Source organism: Vitreoscilla sp. C1, assembly GCF_002951955.2.
GTDB lineage: Bacteria > Pseudomonadota > Gammaproteobacteria > Burkholderiales > Neisseriaceae > Vitreoscilla > Vitreoscilla stercoraria.
The window spans coordinates 906,438-923,405 of the sequence record NZ_CP019644.2; the positions used below are offsets into that span (position 1 = coordinate 906,438).

19 protein-coding genes are annotated in these 16,968 nt (G+C 42.3%); 10 read left to right on the forward strand and 9 right to left on the reverse strand.

Translation table 11 applies throughout. The annotated features are described in order from the left end of the window. Positions 1-58 precede the first annotated feature (58 nt). From ADP71_RS04450 to ADP71_RS04460, 3 genes are all read right to left on the reverse strand, one after another. On the reverse strand, positions 59-1,045 hold the full coding sequence (locus tag ADP71_RS04450) for an LLM class flavin-dependent oxidoreductase (protein WP_171460924.1): 987 nt from the start codon (positions 1,043-1,045) through the stop codon (positions 59-61). Positions 1,046-1,126: 81 nt separating this feature from the next. Next, positions 1,127-2,254: a M14 family metallopeptidase gene (locus ADP71_RS04455; protein ID WP_026353646.1), complete on the reverse strand. Its 1,128-nt coding sequence runs from the start codon at positions 2,252-2,254 to the stop codon at positions 1,127-1,129. Between the two features lie 118 nt (positions 2,255-2,372). Further along, a complete protein-coding gene (locus ADP71_RS04460; RefSeq protein ID WP_019959000.1) occupies positions 2,373-2,924 on the reverse strand; it encodes a phasin family protein in 552 nt (183 codons plus the stop codon). A 378-nt stretch (positions 2,925-3,302) separates the two neighbouring features. Between ADP71_RS04460 and phaR the strand changes: the two genes are divergently transcribed. The 5 genes from phaR to era all read left to right on the forward strand — a co-directional run bounded on the left by phaR (position 3,303) and on the right by era (position 8,555). After that, positions 3,303-3,791, forward strand: a complete 489-nt coding sequence (gene phaR / locus ADP71_RS04465) for a polyhydroxyalkanoate synthesis repressor PhaR (protein WP_171460925.1) — start codon at positions 3,303-3,305, stop codon at positions 3,789-3,791. A 212-nt stretch (positions 3,792-4,003) separates the two neighbouring features. Further along, on the forward strand, positions 4,004-5,797 hold the full coding sequence (gene lepA / locus ADP71_RS04470; RefSeq protein WP_019959002.1) for a translation elongation factor 4: 1,794 nt from the start codon (positions 4,004-4,006) through the stop codon (positions 5,795-5,797). A 3-nt stretch (positions 5,798-5,800) separates the two neighbouring features. Then, positions 5,801-6,850, forward strand: coding sequence for a signal peptidase I (gene lepB, locus ADP71_RS04475; RefSeq protein ID WP_026353647.1), 1,050 nt, complete (start codon positions 5,801-5,803; stop codon positions 6,848-6,850). A gap of 85 nt (positions 6,851-6,935) precedes the next feature. Continuing rightward, positions 6,936-7,649 carry a ribonuclease III gene (gene rnc, locus ADP71_RS04480; RefSeq protein ID WP_019959004.1) on the forward strand — a complete coding sequence of 238 codons (714 nt, stop codon included), beginning with the start codon at positions 6,936-6,938 and terminating at the stop codon, positions 7,647-7,649. Beyond that, positions 7,650-8,555 carry a GTPase Era gene (gene era / locus ADP71_RS04485; RefSeq protein ID WP_019959005.1) on the forward strand — a complete coding sequence of 302 codons (906 nt, stop codon included), beginning with the start codon at positions 7,650-7,652 and terminating at the stop codon, positions 8,553-8,555. Positions 8,556-8,630: 75 nt separating this feature from the next. Here era and ADP71_RS04490 read toward each other — a convergent pair whose 3' ends face one another. The 6 genes from ADP71_RS04490 to ADP71_RS04515 all read right to left on the reverse strand — a co-directional run bounded on the left by ADP71_RS04490 (position 8,631) and on the right by ADP71_RS04515 (position 12,924). Then, on the reverse strand, positions 8,631-9,242 hold the full coding sequence (locus ADP71_RS04490; protein ID WP_104931594.1) for an MlaC/ttg2D family ABC transporter substrate-binding protein: 612 nt from the start codon (positions 9,240-9,242) through the stop codon (positions 8,631-8,633). Between the two features lie 104 nt (positions 9,243-9,346). Continuing rightward, a complete protein-coding gene (locus ADP71_RS04495) occupies positions 9,347-10,666 on the reverse strand; it encodes an aminopeptidase P N-terminal domain-containing protein (RefSeq protein ID WP_019959007.1) in 1,320 nt (439 codons plus the stop codon). Further along, positions 10,663-11,040: a VanZ family protein gene (locus ADP71_RS04500; RefSeq protein WP_171460926.1), complete on the reverse strand. Its 378-nt coding sequence runs from the start codon at positions 11,038-11,040 to the stop codon at positions 10,663-10,665. Before ADP71_RS04500 ends, ADP71_RS04495 begins: the two co-directional genes overlap by 4 nt. Further along, on the reverse strand, positions 11,037-11,249 hold the full coding sequence (locus tag ADP71_RS04505) for a hypothetical protein (RefSeq protein WP_026353648.1): 213 nt from the start codon (positions 11,247-11,249) through the stop codon (positions 11,037-11,039). Before ADP71_RS04505 ends, ADP71_RS04500 begins: the two co-directional genes overlap by 4 nt. 65 nt (positions 11,250-11,314) lie before the next feature. Beyond that, positions 11,315-12,103, reverse strand: a complete 789-nt coding sequence (locus tag ADP71_RS04510) for a DUF4377 domain-containing protein (RefSeq protein ID WP_019959010.1) — start codon at positions 12,101-12,103, stop codon at positions 11,315-11,317. A 95-nt stretch (positions 12,104-12,198) separates the two neighbouring features. Continuing rightward, positions 12,199-12,924 (reverse strand): YebC/PmpR family DNA-binding transcriptional regulator, encoded by a 726-nt coding sequence (locus ADP71_RS04515; protein WP_019959011.1) that lies wholly within the window; start codon positions 12,922-12,924, stop codon positions 12,199-12,201. Positions 12,925-13,222: 298 nt separating this feature from the next. On the opposite strand from ADP71_RS04515, the gene ADP71_RS04520 reads away from it, so the two are divergent. The 5 genes from ADP71_RS04520 to ADP71_RS04540 all read left to right on the forward strand — a co-directional run bounded on the left by ADP71_RS04520 (position 13,223) and on the right by ADP71_RS04540 (position 16,966). Further along, positions 13,223-13,465: a YdcH family protein gene (locus tag ADP71_RS04520; RefSeq protein WP_019959012.1), complete on the forward strand. Its 243-nt coding sequence runs from the start codon at positions 13,223-13,225 to the stop codon at positions 13,463-13,465. A gap of 397 nt (positions 13,466-13,862) precedes the next feature. Further along, the gene (locus tag ADP71_RS04525; protein ID WP_019959013.1) at positions 13,863-14,207 is read left to right on the forward strand and encodes a hypothetical protein; all 345 of its coding nucleotides are present in this window, start codon (positions 13,863-13,865) and stop codon (positions 14,205-14,207) included. A 183-nt stretch (positions 14,208-14,390) separates the two neighbouring features. Further along, positions 14,391-15,143: a metal ABC transporter ATP-binding protein gene (locus tag ADP71_RS04530; protein WP_019959015.1), complete on the forward strand. Its 753-nt coding sequence runs from the start codon at positions 14,391-14,393 to the stop codon at positions 15,141-15,143. Continuing rightward, positions 15,144-16,010, forward strand: coding sequence for a metal ABC transporter permease (locus ADP71_RS04535; protein ID WP_171460927.1), 867 nt, complete (start codon positions 15,144-15,146; stop codon positions 16,008-16,010). Further along, on the forward strand, positions 16,007-16,966 hold the full coding sequence (locus ADP71_RS04540) for a metal ABC transporter solute-binding protein, Zn/Mn family (RefSeq protein ID WP_171460928.1): 960 nt from the start codon (positions 16,007-16,009) through the stop codon (positions 16,964-16,966). The genes ADP71_RS04535 and ADP71_RS04540 overlap by 4 nt, the downstream gene beginning before the upstream one ends. The last annotated feature ends 2 nt before the right edge of the window (positions 16,967-16,968 follow it).

Consider the following 16,968-nt stretch of genomic DNA (forward strand, 5'->3'; position numbering starts at 1 on the left):
GATAAAAGCGTCCTGTAAATTATAGGACGCTTTTATCATGGTATTGAATGCAAAGAGATTAATCCAAATTCAATGTTTTGAATTGATGTAAGGTATACAGACGAATATTTTGATCATGAATCAATTGGGTAATAATCAGTTCATCAGGTTGATATTCTTTTCTAAAAAGATCTAATTGCATTTGTACGGTTTCAGTGGTGCCGATAAAAGAACAGGACAAACTGTGCATCACAGACAGTTTTTCCGATTCAGACCAAATGGCTTGAATGTTTTCAATAGGTTTGGGAATTTGGGTGTGTATGCTGCGACGGGTGTTTAAAAATGCTTGTTGTAAAGACGAAAAATGATATTGTGCTTCCTCATGGCTATCGGCAATGATGACATTGACTGCAAGCATCACGTAGGGTTTGGCCAAATGTTTGGATGGTTTGAAGTTTTGGCGGTATAAATATAATGCTTGCGGCAATAATTGTGGTGCAAAATGAGAGGCAAACGCATACGGTAAGCCCAAATGTGCTGCCAAATTTGCCCCATAAGTGCTAGAGCCTAAAATCCAAATAGGTATATGTGTGCCGACACCAGGAATGGCTTGTACATGAGAGTGTCCCGGATTGTCGAAGTAATTGAGCATGTCGACGACTTCATCTGCAAAATGTTCTTCTTCATGTAAATGGTGGTGACGGCGCATGGCTCGGATGGTGGTGGGGTCGCTACCGGGGGCTCGCCCTAATCCCAAATCAATACGATCGCCAAACAAGGTGTTTAAAGTGCCAAATTGTTCTGCAATGGCCAAAGGGGCGTGGTTGGGTAACATAATGCCGCCAGCGCCAATGCGAATATGTTGGGTATGGTGGCCGATGTGGCACAACAAAACAGAGGTGGCAGCAGAGGCAATGCCGGGCATATTGTGGTGTTCTGCAAACCAAATGCGTTTGTAGCCTAAGGCCTCAGCATTTTGGGCCAAAACCACGCTATTGTGAAAGCTCTCGGCAATGGATGAGCCGATACCAACTGGGCTTAAGTCTAAAACTGAAACTGGCAACATCCGCATTCCTTTATCATGATGTAATCATTGATTCAGTATAAGCGCAATGGTTGCCAGTCGTCAGTTTGCAGACAGAAAGTTTTAACGGAGTGTTGGTAATACCGCTAAAATAGGGCTTAACATGGCTTCGCCTAAACGCAAAGAGCGTTGACCATTCCAGCCAAAATCAACATCAGGTAAGTTGTGATTGTCTTTGAATGGCATTTCCAAAGTATAAGCCAAGCATTCGAAAGTATGACCGACATAAGACGTCGCCAATGTCATGTTGGCATCGCCAAATTGGTCTACTTCATAACCATATTCAGTTTGAAAGTCTGGACTTGCTGCCAACAAAGCTTTTTTGAATTCATTTTCCAAGCCTTGAATGCGGGCATTGTAAGAGGGTACGCCTTCTGTTCCCGCTACAAAGACATAAGGAATGGCTTCATCACCATGAATGTCTAAGAACAAGTCTACACCGATTTCGTGCATTTTTTCACGTACATAATACACTTCAGGGCTGGATTCGATGCTTGGATTGCCCCATTCGCGATTCAAATTGGCACCCGCGGCATTGGTGCGCAAATTGCCCAAAGCCGAACCATCTGGATTCATGTTCGGTACGATATAGAAGGTGGCACTGTCTAATAAGGTACGCGAAGTGGGGTCTTGGCTATCGAGTAAACGTGACAATAAGCCTTCAATAAACCATTCTGCCATGGTTTCACCAGGATGTTGGCGTGCGGTAATCCACACTTTCAGGTCGCTGGCTGCTTGGTTACCGATGGTCAATAAGTTGATGTCACGACCTTGCACTGTTGAGCCTAAGTCATCGATTTGACACAAACCGCTGCCTTGCGCTTGACCCAATAGATTCAAGTGTTGCTCGCTGGAATAAGGCTCAAAATACGCAAAATAAATGCTGTTAGACAAAGGTGTGTATTCAATGATTAATTGACCATTTTCATAGCGTGTTGGGACACGAAACCAATTGACACGGTCGTAAGAAGCCACAGCTTCGTATTCTTCCCAACCCTCTGGATAAGCCGCTTCTGACGCGTCTTCAATGGTTAAAATACAATGTTCATAGCCTGCGCCTTGCAAACGGAAATAAAACCATTGTTTGAATTCGGAGGCATTGTCAGGGCGCAAGCGCAAGCGAATATTTTCAAAATTATCCGCTGCCATTACGGTAATGGCACCGGCATCAAATTGGGTACTGATTTTCATGGTAAATGCTTTCGTTTTTGAAGCAATCATTGTAGCGCAAACTGTTATAAGCGTCCTGTAAAACAAAAATGCCTTTTCATATTGAAAAGGCATTGTGTCCATTTATTGATACTGTCAATTAGTTTTGATTGCCAGCATTTTTTACGGCTTCAGCAGTCGCTTTTTGGGTTTGTTTAACCGTTTCAGCAACATTGCGTTGTACTTCTTTAGCCGTATTTTGCAACGAGCTTACAGTTTGTTGTGAAGTTTGGAACGCCGCTTGAATGCGGTCAAAAAATGGTTGCGCTTGTTCAGGTGCTGCCGCTTTCAAAGCATCTAATTGGATTTTGATGCTTTCTTGGGTTGATTCCAATTGGCTTTCAGCCAATTTTTGGGTATTTTGTTGTACTTCTTCAGACCATTTGTACAAAGCTTGCAAATGCTCAGTCAATTGTGAGTTTTGTGAATTGGCCCATTGAGTGACTTCTTTGGTTTTTTCTTGTGGATTACCAGGTGTTTTGAAAAAAGATTCAGCGATTTGTGAATTTTGTTCAAAAGATTTTTTGGTATATTCTAAATTCAAACGGAACAACTCTTCTGTAGATTTCAAAGCCAAAGCAGTTGCTTCGTTCAATTTTGCCAATGCTTCCAAGCTGCTTTTGCTAAAAGTTTCATTCAAATTGTTAGACATGGTATTTCTCCCGGGTTTGTAGGTGAATTATGGTAAAAAAAGATGATTCATCGACTTCTTTTGTATTGACTCTTTCAAAACCCATCCAGTGTGTGTTTTACCGCGGTTGCCAAGTTACAAGATGGAAAGTAACATGCTGTTATCAAGGATGAGTGCTTGATGGGTGGATATTACTATGTTGCACTGCAAAATATCAATCTTAAAATCTAAGTATTTAATACAATTTATAAAATTTGCAACAAATTTCCTATTTGGTATATTTAATATGCAGATTATTTCAATAAAAAAAGGCTTTTAGGTTTTTTGTGCACTGCAAAAATATTCAAATTTGGTTTTGCAGTACCGCTAATTAGAATAAAAAATCAATAAGGAGAATGTATGTCTAAAGAAGTGCGTTTGATTAAGAAATATCCTAATCGCCGTTTGTATTATGATACGGCTATCAGTGGCTATATTACGGTAGCCGATGTCAAACAAATGATCATTGATTATGTAGAAATTCAAGTGGTGGATGCCAAAACGGGCGCAGACTTGACCAGACAAGTGTTATTGCAAATTTTATTGGAAGAAGAGGCAGGTGGTTCGCCTATTTTCAATAATATGATGTTGTTCCAATTTATTCGCATGTATGGACAAGCTTCTCAGTCTGTATTTGCCCCATTTATGGAGCAAAACATGAAATTGTTCCATGACTGGCAAAAAGTAGCACAAGAAACCGCGCCTGCAGGCAATGCTTCTTGGTTAAAACCTTTTTCAGGTGGCTTACAATCGAATGCAGGCTTGTTGCAATGGCAGCAATCATTACAGCAACAAACTGTGCAGTTTTGGCAAAATATGGGTGTGATGCCTAAAGAAGAAAAATCTTAAGCAAAGCTAAAAATCATTTTTTACATGCTGTCAAAGCCCATATGCGTAGGCAGCTTGTTGCTTGTGATAGCTTTGTACAGGCTTTCAGTGCATATTTGGCTTGAATGGGTTAAAATAAGACCCTTTGCTTGCAATAATCAATGACAGGCGCAAGGCCTGTCATTGATTTTATGGCTACGATAAACTTTTTAAAGACCGCGTTTTTGGACGATATGAAACACATTCGAAATTTCTCTATTATTGCCCACATCGATCACGGCAAATCGACTTTGGCTGACCGATTCATTCAATACTGTGGTGGCTTAGACATGCGCGAAATGAGTTCGCAAGTGCTTGACTCTATGGACATTGAAAAAGAGCGCGGTATTACTATTAAAGCGCAAACGGCTGCGTTGAATTACAAAGCCCGTGATGGTGAAGTTTACCAATTGAATTTGATTGACACTCCAGGACATGTGGATTTCTCTTATGAGGTGTCTCGCTCTTTGTCTGCTTGTGAAGGTGCGTTGTTGGTTGTGGATGCATCTCAAGGTGTGGAAGCGCAAACCGTTGCCAATTGCTATACCGCCATTGATTTGGGTGTGGAAGTGGTGCCTGTATTGAACAAAATTGACTTGCCAGCAGCGGAACCTGAGCGTGTGGCGCAAGAAATTGAAGAAATCATTGGCATTGATGCTATGGATGCGGTGACTTGTTCAGCCAAAAGCGGCATCGGCATTGAAGATGTATTAGAAGAAGTGGTTAAAAAAGTGCCGCCACCTGTGGGCGATGTGGATGCGCCTTTAAAAGCATTGATTGTCGATTCTTGGTTTGACAATTATGTGGGCGTGGTGATGTTGATTCGCGTGATTGATGGCTCTTTAAAACTGAAAGACAAAGTACAATTCATGTCGACCAAATCAGAAACTTTGGTTGAGCAATTGGGTGTGTTTACGCCAAAATCGGTACAGAAAAAACAATTGTCAGCAGGTGAAGTGGGCTTTTTGATTACAGGTATCAAAGAGTTACAGGCCGCTAAAGTGGGCGATACCGTCACCTTGGCAGCCCGCCCTGCTGAGAAGGCTTTAGAAGGCTTTAAAGAGGTGCAGTCGCAAGTATTTGCGGGCTTGTATCCTGTGGAAAGCCATGATTACGATGCTTTGCGTGATGCTTTGGAAAAATTGCAGTTGAACGATGCTTCATTGAAATTTGAGCCAGAAGTATCACAAGCTTTGGGTTTTGGTTTCCGTTGTGGTTTCTTGGGTTTGTTGCACTTAGAAATCATTCAAGAGCGTTTAGAACGTGAATTTGACATGGATTTGATTACCACTGCACCAACGGTAATTTACGAAGTGTTGATGAAGTCTGGCGAAAAAATTGAAGTAGAAAATCCATCTAAATTGCCAGATGTGGGTTTGATTGATACCGTGTTTGAACCAATTATTACTGCAACGATTTTAGTACCGCAAGAATATGTGGGTGCGGTGATGACTTTGTGTAATCAAAAACGTGGTATCCAAAAAAACATGCAATATATGGGCCGTCAAGTGATGTTGACGTATGATTTGCCTATGAATGAAGTGGTGATGGACTTCTTTGACAAATTGAAATCAACTTCACGCGGTTATGCTTCTTTGGATTATGAATTCAAGGAATTTCAAGCGGCAGATTTGATTAAATTGGACATCATGGTCAATGGTGAAAAAGTCGATGCTTTGAGTTTGATTGTGCACCGCGCCAATGCAGTGTATCGTGGTCGTGAGTTGGCATCAAAAATGCGTGAATTGATTCCACGCCAAATGTTTGACATTGCGGTACAAGCGTCTATTGGCAGCCAAATCATTGCACGCGAAACGGTAAAAGCTTTGCGTAAAAATGTTTTGGCCAAGTGTTACGGTGGCGACATTTCGCGTAAGAAAAAATTGTTGGAAAAACAAAAAGCTGGTAAACGTCGCATGAAACAAGTAGGCAATGTGGAAATTCCACAAACTGCGTTCTTGGCGATTTTACAGGTCGGAGATAAGTAATCGATGAGTGAACGTTTGCTCTATATGGCAGTGGCTGCATTTGTAGTCGGATTGGTATTGTTGTTAAGCAGTAATAAACAGCGTCAAGACAATGGTGAATGGTCCAATCCTTTGCAATGGGGCTATTTGTTGATGATGATTGGTGTGTTTGGCGTTTTGGCCAAATACTTGTCGTTTACAGCAGTATTGTTGGTATTTGTAGCCTTTACAGGTGTGGTTTGGGGCGTAAGCAAATGGATTTTCCGCCAAGCCAGCCAAGAATTGGCACAACAAAGGTCGTTGCCTGATGATAAGGCCACGCGCAAAGCCATACAGCAGCAAGCGTATGAAGGGAAAGTCGGTCATTTTGTTGACTATATGAGTGGCTTTTTCCCCATCATTGCGATTGTATTTGTATTAAGAACCTTTATTGCAGAACCATTTCAAATTCCATCTAGTTCGATGCGTCCTGGCTTGGTGGTGGGTGATTTTATTTTAGTCAATAAATTCACTTATGGTATTCGCATGCCTGTAAGCAATGAAGTAGTCATTCCTATGAATCCGATTGCACATGGCGATGTGGTGGTGTTTGCGTATCCTGAAAATGAAAGTGTTAGCTTTGTGAAGCGCATTGTGGCTTTACCAGGGGATACCATCGAATACCGCCATAAAAAATTGATTGTCAATGGCCAAGAAGTACCGCAAAAAGTTTTGGGTCAGGAAGAGTATATTGAAAATACACCTATGGGTGCCATCACATTGGAGCCAGAGATTTTGGATGAACAATGGGGCAGTCATCAATACCAAGTGTATCAATTGCCAGAGGCTGCACCGTTTAACCCTCAAGTGGTGCGTGAGTACATGAGAAACAACCCAGCTTGTCAATACGAAGGTTTTGAGTCGTTCACATGTAAAGTACCGCAGGGTCAATATTTTGCTATGGGCGATAACCGCGATAACAGTGATGACAGCCGTTATTGGGGTTTTGTTTCTGATCGCCATATTGTGGGTAAAGCCTTTTTTGTGTGGATGAACTTTGGTGATTTCTCACGTATTGGCACACACATTAAATGATTGTTAAAACTGTGATTCAGCAGGCTGCTTTTTAGGCAGCTTGTTGTTTTTCATGGTAAGTTTCCACCTTCACTAAGGAATGAGCATGAGCTTGTCTGTGCAACGCAATCAAGAGATTGAGCGTTTGCAAAAAAAATTGGGTTACCGTTTTAAACGAGTGGAATTGTTACATAAGGCTTTGACACATCGAAGTTATGGAGCGAAAAACAATGAACGTTTGGAGTTTATCGGTGATTCAATTTTGAATTATACGGTTGCCAAAATGTTATTTTTGACTTTTCCTGACATGACTGAAGGCGAGTTGTCACGTTTGCGTGCCAATTTGGTCAATCAAGACACTTTGGCTGATATTGCCACTGAGTTGAATGTGGGCGATTGTTTGTTTTTAGGTGTGGGTGAACTGAAAAGTGGTGGTTTTCGCCGCCCCTCGATTTTAGCCGATGCTATGGAAGCCATGTTTGCTGCAGTCAGCTTTGATGCTAATTTTGATGAAGCAGAACATGTGGTGACATTGTTGTTCCAAAATCGTATCCGCAATATTGATTTGCGCAATCATGGCAAAGATGCCAAAACTTTATTACAAGAAGCTTTACAAGCACGCCGCTTGCCATTACCTAAATACCGCATTGAAGACCAATTTGGTGAAGCGCACGAGCAAACGTTTGTGATAGTGTGTGATTTGGGTGAGTTGGGGTTCCAATGTAAAGCCCAAGCCCATAGCCGTCGTTTGGCGGAACAAGCAGCTGCCAAAGAAGCTCTTAATTATGTTGAAAAAAAATGTTCCTTTAAAAGGCCATAAATGAATTTAGAATCAGAAAATACCGATTACCGTTGCGGTTTTGTTGCCATTGTAGGTCGTCCGAATGTGGGCAAATCCACGTTGATGAACCATTTGATTGGTCAAAAAATCAGTATTACCAGTAAAAAAGCCCAGACCACGCGCCATAAAGTGACGGGTATTTATACCGATGACACCGCACAATTGGTGTTTGTCGACACACCTGGCTATCAAACTTACCATCGCAATGCGTTGAACGATAGATTGAATCAAAATGTGACCGAAGCGGTACATGGCGTGGATGTAATTGTGTTTGTGATTGAAGCATTGCGCTTTACCGATGCAGACCGTACCGTGCTTGAACAATTGCCAAAACACACGCCAGTGGTGTTTGTGGTGAACAAATTGGACAAAGCCAAAGACCGTATGGTTTTGGCAGAATTCATTGCCAATGCTGAAAAAGAATATCAGTTTGCGGCAACTGAAGTGGTCAGTGCCAAACATGGTCAACGCATTGGTCAATTGATTGAATTGCTCAAACCTATGTTGCCTCATTCTGAAGCGATGTATCCAGAAGACATGGTGACAGACAAATCCAGTCGTTTCTTGGCAATGGAAATTGTGCGTGAAAAATTGTTCCGCTATTTAGGCGAAGAATTGCCGTATGCGATGAATGTGGAAGTGGAACAATTTGAAATTGATCCAGAAACAGGCATGTACAGCATTTATATTGCGGTTTTGGTCGATCGTGACAATCAAAAAGCGATTGTCATTGGCAAAAGTGGCGAGCGTTTGAAAAAGATATCTACCGAAGCACGTGTGGATATGGAAACCTTGTTTGATGCCAAAGTCTTCTTAAAAGTATGGATTAAAGTCAAATCAGGCTGGGCGGATGACATTCGCTTTTTGAATGAATTGGGCTTATAAGGTTTTTTAAGTATTGGAAAAATACAGGACGCTGGTGTTAATCAGCGTCCTGTAATTTTTGATGTAAACCAATGACTATTTAACGGCAATGGTTTTATTGCGCAAGGCTTGAATCAAACCATCAATACCTTGTTTTTGAATGACTTCACCAAATTGATTGCGGTAAATGGTGACCACGCTGGCACCTTCTACGTTGATATTGTAAATCTTCCAAGTATTACCAGATTTGTACATTTGGTAATCTACGGCATAAGATTTGTTTTTATTGTTCAAAATTTGCGTATACACACGGGCTTGAGTGGTAGTATTGTCGCTGCTATTGCGCGGTAATACGGTAATTTTGGCATTTTGTGCTGCCAGTAATGCGGTATTGGCATATACAGAAATCATCATGTCTTTGAATGCAGCGATGAAATCTTGTTTTTGTTGCGTTGTGAATTGGCGCCAAGGCTGACCCACAGACAAAGCAGCAATGCGTTGGTAATCCAAATGGCGGTCGGCATACACATTCAAGCGTTGGATTTTCTGCGGATTGTTTAAACTGTTGTCATTGATGATGGCCATAATGGCATTGGTATTTTGTTGCATTTGTAACTGTGCAGGATGGGTTAAGTTATTGGCCTGCGCCAATTGTATGCTGAAAAATACACATAAAATCATCCAACAAGATTGCCACCAAGTTTTCATTTTCAAATGCCTTTTGTCAAATAATGCTTAAATAAGAGATTCAAAGTCCGCATTAAGTTTAACAATATCTCAAATTGAATGCGGACAGATATACAGGACGCTTATTAAGTATTCATTAAAGCTTCTATATCGCTGATTTCTTTAGGGGTGTCGTGGGTGTATATTTCGGCACCTGTGTCAGTGATGCGAATATTGTCTTCAATGCGGATGCCAATGCCATGAAACTCAGCAGGGATGTCATCTGCGGCATTGATGTACAAACCCGGCTCAATGGTGGTACACATGTTTTCGGCCAGTAAGCGGTGTTGACCATGTTCAAAACGCCCACCGACATCATGCACATCCAAACCAATCCAATGACCCAAGCCATGCATGTAAAAGCGGCGATATGCCAAGCTTTCAATATTGCCATCGACTGAGCCGTGTAACAGTTTCAAGTCAATCAAGCCTTGCACCAAAATTTTCAAAGCCACATCGTTGACATCATGCCAATAAATGCCTGCATGAGTAGCGGCAATGGCTTGTTTGTTGGCTTCTAAAACAATCTCGTAAACCGCTTTTTGCGCACCATTAAAGCGACCATTAGCAGGGAATGTTCGCGTAATATCGCCTGCGTAATATTCGTATTCAGCCCCCGCATCAATCAAAATCAAATGCCCGTCCTGTAACACATCTTTGTTTTCGACATAATGCAAAGTGCACGCATTTTTACCGCTTGCCACTATGCTATTGTATGCCGGTGAGCGGGCATTGTTTTTCATGAAATGGTATAAAATTTCCGCTTCGAGCTGGTACTCTTTCATGCCGACTTTGGCCGTTTGCATGGCAATATTGTGTGCTTGAGCGCTGAGTTTGGCGGCATGGCGCAACAAACCGATTTCATGTTCGTCTTTGATCAAGCGCATTGGGTCTAGGATTTGTGCCAAATCCGACATTTGGTGTGCTGGGGTGATGATGTCTTGGCTGATCATGCGTTGACCCGCTTGATTGCACAGTTTGCGCCATATGGCTAAAATGTCTTGGTCTGGTACGCCGTCGTGTTGCCACAAAGCATATAAGGTTTGACTGTGTTTCAAAGTGTCCTGTAAATGGTTTTGCCATTGTGTGTGCACATCAAAAGTTTCAAAACCGAAGACCTCCGCTGCATATTCAGGACCAAAACGATAGCCGACCCAAGTTTCCATTTCAAAATCTTTGGGGCGACACAGCAACATAGATTGGCGTTTGTTGCCATCTAAAATCATGACTGCTTCAGGTTCAGTGAAGCCACTTAAGTAATAAAAATAACTGTCTTGGCGATAAGGATATTCGGTGTCATTGCTGCGAGTGCGTTCAGGTGCCGCAAACAAAATGGCGACATTCCGACCAATGGCATCGTAAACCCGTTCACGGCGTGCTTGGTAAATGCTGGCATCAAAACTCATGGTTGTGGTTCTTTCATCAAACGTTGACGGTGTTGGCTTAAAATATAACCTATGGCAAGTGCGCAAAAAGCGCCTAAAATATCTGCCAATGCATCGAATACATCAGCTGAGCGGCTAGGCAATTGGCTTTGTATTAACTCACTGACGATGGCCCAAACAATGGCAATCATGCACCAAAACAATATGGGCATGGGACGATTTTGCGCGCTATATGCCCGTACAATCAACCAAAATTGACCAAAAAATAAGGAAAAATGTACGAATTTGTCAAAATGGAGAAACAAAGGCACTATGTCAAGATGAGGCGGACGCACAAACAAGCCGTAAGCGGTCAGAATGAACCATGCGATGGCAAACATCACAAAGCGATTCATGCGGGTGTTTCCTCATCCAGCCATTGTTGGCACATATGGGACAAACGTTCGAATTTGCCACCGCGTTGTTTTAAAATATCACGGCATTGTTCGATTTCGGCATAAGAAGGAGCTTGGTCGATTTCGCATTCTTCTAGGAAAAATTGCAATATTTCTGCTACGCTGCCTGCCGCTTCTTCTTGGCAAGCTTGAATCAATACATCTGACATGATAATGCCCATTCTTAAAATGGCTTATTGTAGCAGCATGAGAATGGGCATGGATATGATAGGCTTTATTTCACAGAACCCGACATCACAACTAAGTCTAAAACATAAGCATATTTGCTGCTATCAGCAGGTGGATTCTGCACTTCGTAACGTTTGACACGCAAAATGTTCTCGGTGTTGGGTCTATGGGTATAGCCTTCAATCGGGCTGTAAAACAAGGACCACTCTGGTGCGATATAAGTTTGTAAACCTTGTTGGTCATAACGCACTTCTTTGACTTGTAAACATGACATATTGCGGTTGCCATCATTACATGTCTTGGTTTGATGAGATACTTTTAAAAATAGGGTTTCACCTTGGGAGCCGTATTTGGTTTCTGCGGTAGCTTGACCTTGAAAACGCAATATTTGACCTTGTTGATTTTTCAATGTTAATACTGGACTAGAGCCATTTTGGTCAATATCATAATGTATATTCTGTTGTCCAAAAAATCCTGCTAAAGCACGGTCTTGTTCAGCACGTTTACTATCGCAGCCCATCATCGTACTGCGCAAATGGTTACTTTGGATGTTTTCACCATTGATTTGGTAAGTACCGCCCATACGATTGCAAGAACCATAGATGTTAAACAAAGATTCATTGTGAAAATCCAATTGCGCTTTAGGCGTGGTTTCACCTGCATAAAAAGCAGTCAAGGTTTGTTGCTTGGCATCGGTTGCTGTTTGCAATTGCCAATGGTATTTTTTTAATACATCGGTATTTTGGCTCATATCGGGACTCGCAGTATTGGCGCATGCAGCCAAAGATAAGGCTGTGGCAGTCAAAGCGGACAAACGAAATAAGGTTTTTTTCATACAGGTAAATCCCTCAAAAAAATAAGGACAGTTTCAATCTGTCCTTATTTAAATGCATTTGAGTTATTAAGCCAAGTGTATTGACATAATCTGACTCAATCTAACTCGATAACAGCAGAAGTGTAGACATCTTGAACATCGTCCAAGTCTTCTAAGGCATCCAATAATTTTTGCATCTTAATGGCATCGTCGCCTGTCAAGACGGCTTCGTTTTGTGCGCGCATGGTCACTTCACCGTCTACAGGGCTAAAACCTGCAGCTTCCAAAGCCGCTTTCACTGTAGCATGTTCATATGGGTCGGTAATGACTTCAATTGCACCGTCTTCGTCGGTAATCACATCTTCCGCACCAGCTTCTAAAGCCGCTTCCATCAATGCATCTTCATCCACTTCGGTGAAGACCAAATAACCTTGATGTTTAAAATTAAAAGCCACGCTGCCATCAGTGCCTAAATTGCCACCATTTTTGCTGAATGCATGACGCACATCAGCAACAGTACGGGTTTTGTTATCGGTTAAGCAGTCTACCATCACCGCCGCACCGCCAATACCGTAACCTTCGTAACGCAATTCAATGTATTCCACGCCTTCTAAGTTACCTGTACCTTTGTCGATAGCGCGTTGGATATTGTCTTTAGGCATGTTGGCATCAACGGCTTTGTCCACGGCCAAGCGCAAACGAGGATTAGAGTTAGGGTCACCACCGCCCATTCTAGCGGCAACTGTGATTTCTTTGATCACACGAGTAAAAATTTTGCCACGTTTGGCATCTTGGCGTTCTTTTTTGTGTTTGATGTTCGCCCACTTACTGTGTCCTGCCATTTTGTGTCCTTACTTGATTGTTTTGGTCGATTAATAAAAATTTAATCGCTTATTCTATCATGGCTTCTAGATGCCTTGAAACGGGCGTTGCACTTGAATGAATGAAAAATTATCTGATTTTTTGTACCGCTAGGAGCCGTGTTAATGTTGTGTAAACTAAGTTAAAAATTGGCATTTTTTGAAAAATAATCTTGTATATTTATTTTTAAGTTGATGTAATGTAAAAGATTCTTAATCGCACAAACCAACGTATTTTTATGTTAGTCTAAACATAAATAACAAGGCAGGGAGGGGTGTAATGTTTCCAGAGTTTCGTGATTTGACCATACAATTGAGAAATGAAGATCCTGATTTTTCCTTGATTTACCAGCAGCATCAGCAACTAGATGACCAAATCAAGCTATTGTGCAACGATTCCAAAGCAGCAACAGGATTGGATTTAGAGGCATTGAAAAAGCAGAAGCTGCAACTCAAAGATCAGATGTACCGCTATTTAAAGGACGCATCTACTCAATCTGCGGCAAACACACTCGGTGAATGAGTTTTGACGTTTTGACACATGACTTTGATGGAGGGATATGCTGACAAACGATGATGACAATCAATCTACACAGTTACTCACCATAAACTTGGTTTATGGCATGAATGGCGTGGCTTGGCTTGTAAAAATAGGCATACATTACATGTTATTGAAACATTCAAGGAACCAAACCTGCATTGCCAGATGAAATTTTTCAAGTGAGGCATACATCCCAAGGCTGCTAATAGCAGCCTTTTGTTCGTTTAGACGTTGTAAAAAGGTTGTATTTTTGTATATATATTGGTTGATTTAAAAATCCTTTTGTTGTCAGAAGATGAAGATGTTAAAATTTGTGCATCGCACAAATGAGGCGATTGACTGTTTGAATTGACAGCCATAACCATGAAAGGAAGACAACATGAGTGCGAATCAGGAAATGTGGCGTTTTTGGCAAACCAGCATGCAAATGGCAGTCGAAATACCTTTGGTAGTGAGTCAGCGTATGTGGTTGTTTAGTCAGCCTTGGGACAATCAAACCATGGCTGAATACCAATTGATGTTCACAGAAAAAGCCGAAGGCTTTACCGAGGCATGGCAAACTTGGGCGAATGTATCGGTGTATCAAAATCAATGGTTGCTGACACAACCTGCTACAAGTCAACATTATGAACATTTAATCAAACAATCTTTGCAATCTGTGAATCAAACTTTAAAGCCTTTGAGCCAACGTGTACATGACAACCATGCTCGCTTAGGTCTATAAATGGCATTTGTTGCCGTCTCATGCTTGAGTGGATGTAATGTTATATAGTATCATTTGAATCTCTTTCAAATGAATATCATTTATCCATGTCATCTTTGCTTTTAACCAGTTTGAATTTGCGCTTAATCTTGGCTGCCGTGATTGTGGCATTCATTTGGTCATTGTTTGTTTGGGCTGTGTAATATGCCCATTCATGTTCAAAATTTGACGGTCAGTTATCGTCACCATCCAGCCATCCATCATATTAATTTGCAATTTGAGCAAGCTCAGTCGTATGCTATTTTTGGTCCCAATGGTGCGGGTAAATCGACATTGCTTAAAGCTTTAATGGGCTTGGTGAAAACCGATACGGGTAAAGTCACATTTGAAAATCTCAAACGTGCAGACATTGCGTATTTGCCGCAACAGTCAGAAGTTGATCGCACACAGCCGATGACGGTATTTGAATTAGCGGCAATGGGATTGTGGTATGAGATTGGTTTTTTTGGTCGAGTGACAGCAGCGCAAAAACAACGCGTACAGGCCGCTTTAGAGCGTGTAAATTTGGGCGGTGTGGCACAAAAAAACATTGGCGCTTTGTCTAATGGGCAGTTTCAACGGGTATTGTTTGCGCGGATGTTGGTGCAAAAAGCTCAGTTTTTATTGCTCGATGAACCTTTTAATGCGGTGGATGCTGCCACGACTTCTGCTTTGCTGGATGTATTGCAAGAATGTTTGCAGCAAGGCAAAACTGTGATTGCGGTATTGCATGATTATGAGCAAGTGCGGGCGAATTTTGCCAATACAGTGATGATTGCGCGCGAAGTGATTGCGTGTGGTGCGACGACAGATGTGTTGACTGAAAAAAATTTACAAACAGCGTTTGCCACTTTGCAGCAGACCGGTTTAAGCAATCAATGGTGTCAAACCACGCCAACAACAGCGGTGGAAAAATAAATGTGGGATGTTTTTATTGCGCCATTTACTGAATTTCAGTTTATGCGTGCGGCTTTGGTATCGGTGTGTTTTTTGGCATTGAGCGCGGCACCTGTGGGTGTATTTTTGGTTTTGCGGCGCATGAGTTTGATGGGGGATGCGTTGAGTCATGCGGTTTTGCCCGGTGCTGCCGCAGGCTATATGGTTGCTGGCTTGAGTGTGCCTGCCATGAGTTTGGGTGGTTTTATTGCTGGCGTCTTAATGGCGATTTTAGCCGGTTTGGTCAGCCGGTTTACCACATTGAAAGAAGATGCTTCTTTTGCCGCTTTTTATTTGAGCAGCTTGGCTTTGGGCGTGTTGATGGTCAGCCGCAGTGGTAATAATGTTGATTTGTTGAATTTATTGTTTGGTTCGATTCTAGGCATTGATGCTGCCTCACTGGCTTTGATTGCAGGTGTGGCAAGCGTCACAGTCATTGCTTTGGCGGTGATGTACAGGCCGCTGGTGATGGAAAGCATCGACCCATTGTTTTTGCGCTCGGTCGGCGGCAAGGGCTCATGGTGGCACTTATTATTGATGTTGTTGGTGGTTTTGAACTTGGTTGCAGGATTTCAGGCTTTGGGCACATTGATGTCTGTGGGGTTGATGATGTTGCCTGCCATTAGTGCGCGTTTGTGGTCGCAGCGTTTGGGCATGATTTTAAGCATCAGCGCATTGGTGGCGTTGGTGTGTGGTTATTTGGGTTTGTTGTTGTCATTTTATGTGGAAATTCCTTCCGGACCTGCCATTATTTTATTGTGTGGCATGGTGTATTTGGTGTCGGTGTTTTTGGGAACAGAGGGTGGTTTGATTGCGCAGTGGATGCGTGGTCGCCATAAAAAAGCATGAAAAAATTATGGTGTTGTGGCCTAGCGGCTTTGTTGTGGCAATCGGTGGCACAAGCGCAAGATGTGCCACAAGTCATGACCAGTTTCAGTATTTTACACAGTGTTACCGCTGATTTGGCAGGTCAAAACCATGTCAATGTGAACACTTTAATTGGTCGCAATCAAAACAGCCATGGTCATCAATTGCGTGCTTCTGATGTGCAAAATCTGCAAAACAGCCAATTGATTGTGTTCAATGGTTTGGGTTTTGAGTCGGCGGCATTGCAGCGTGCGGCTAAAAATACCCAAGTGCCGATAGTGGAAGCTGCGGCAGGGTTGGATGGTTTGTTACAGGCCGATGCAGAACATGAGCATCATGACCATGCGCATGAAACAGAAGTCGAACATGCCGCACATGCGCATGAACATCAGCATGAGTCCATTTCGGCAAACCATACGGGTTTAGACCCACATGTGTGGCTAGACCCATTGAAAATGCCAGCTTATACCCGCAATATTACCCAAGCTTTGATAAAGCAACAGCCTGAAAACAGTTTGTATTATGGTTTGCGTTGGCAGATGTACCAATTGAAATTGGCAGGCTTACATGGTGAAAATGCTTACCAATTGGCAAGTATTCCTGTGGCTAAGCGCAAAGTATTGACCAGTCATGCGGCTTTTGGTTATATGGGTCAGCGTTATCAAATTGAATTTTTTGCTCCTGTGGGCGGAGGGCATGAAGCGGAAGCTTCGGCCAAAACCTTGGTGGATTTGATTCGGCAAGTGAAAACCCAGCACATTCAAGCGGTGTTTGTGGAAAATATTGCCGATGAGCGATTGCTCAAACAATTGACCCAAGAAACGGGATTGAGCATACAAGGGACGCTGTATTCAGATGCTTTGGCAGACGATGCGCCAGATTATTTTGCTTTGTACCGCCACAATGTTAAGGTATTGCGGCAAGCTTTGCAGTCTTAAAT

Excerpts from the sequence above, each read along its gene's own strand:
- lepA (WP_019959002.1), top strand. The coding sequence starts at position 4,004 with ATGAAACACATTCGAAATTTCTCTATTATTGCCCACATCGATCACGGC.
- ADP71_RS04455 (WP_026353646.1), bottom strand. The coding sequence starts at position 2,254 with ATGAAAATCAGTACCCAATTTGATGCCGGTGCCATTACCGTAATGGCA.
- ADP71_RS04515 (WP_019959011.1), bottom strand. The coding sequence starts at position 12,924 with ATGGCAGGACACAGTAAGTGGGCGAACATCAAACACAAAAAAGAACGC.
- ADP71_RS04535 (WP_171460927.1), top strand. The coding sequence starts at position 15,144 with ATGTGGGATGTTTTTATTGCGCCATTTACTGAATTTCAGTTTATGCGT.
- ADP71_RS04505 (WP_026353648.1), bottom strand. The coding sequence starts at position 11,249 with ATGTCAGATGTATTGATTCAAGCTTGCCAAGAAGAAGCGGCAGGCAGC.
- era (WP_019959005.1), top strand. The coding sequence starts at position 7,650 with ATGAATTTAGAATCAGAAAATACCGATTACCGTTGCGGTTTTGTTGCC.
- ADP71_RS04495 (WP_019959007.1), bottom strand. The coding sequence starts at position 10,666 with ATGAGTTTTGATGCCAGCATTTACCAAGCACGCCGTGAACGGGTTTAC.
- ADP71_RS04510 (WP_019959010.1), bottom strand. The coding sequence starts at position 12,103 with ATGAAAAAAACCTTATTTCGTTTGTCCGCTTTGACTGCCACAGCCTTA.
- lepB (WP_026353647.1), top strand. The coding sequence starts at position 5,801 with ATGAGTGAACGTTTGCTCTATATGGCAGTGGCTGCATTTGTAGTCGGA.
- ADP71_RS04530 (WP_019959015.1), top strand. The coding sequence starts at position 14,391 with ATGCCCATTCATGTTCAAAATTTGACGGTCAGTTATCGTCACCATCCA.
- rnc (WP_019959004.1), top strand. The coding sequence starts at position 6,936 with ATGAGCTTGTCTGTGCAACGCAATCAAGAGATTGAGCGTTTGCAAAAA.
- ADP71_RS04490 (WP_104931594.1), bottom strand. The coding sequence starts at position 9,242 with ATGAAAACTTGGTGGCAATCTTGTTGGATGATTTTATGTGTATTTTTC.
- ADP71_RS04520 (WP_019959012.1), top strand. The coding sequence starts at position 13,223 with ATGTTTCCAGAGTTTCGTGATTTGACCATACAATTGAGAAATGAAGAT.
- ADP71_RS04540 (WP_171460928.1), top strand. The coding sequence starts at position 16,007 with ATGAAAAAATTATGGTGTTGTGGCCTAGCGGCTTTGTTGTGGCAATCG.
- ADP71_RS04450 (WP_171460924.1), bottom strand. The coding sequence starts at position 1,045 with ATGTTGCCAGTTTCAGTTTTAGACTTAAGCCCAGTTGGTATCGGCTCA.
- phaR (WP_171460925.1), top strand. The coding sequence starts at position 3,303 with ATGTCTAAAGAAGTGCGTTTGATTAAGAAATATCCTAATCGCCGTTTG.
- ADP71_RS04460 (WP_019959000.1), bottom strand. The coding sequence starts at position 2,924 with ATGTCTAACAATTTGAATGAAACTTTTAGCAAAAGCAGCTTGGAAGCA.
- ADP71_RS04500 (WP_171460926.1), bottom strand. The coding sequence starts at position 11,040 with ATGAATCGCTTTGTGATGTTTGCCATCGCATGGTTCATTCTGACCGCT.
- ADP71_RS04525 (WP_019959013.1), top strand. The coding sequence starts at position 13,863 with ATGAGTGCGAATCAGGAAATGTGGCGTTTTTGGCAAACCAGCATGCAA.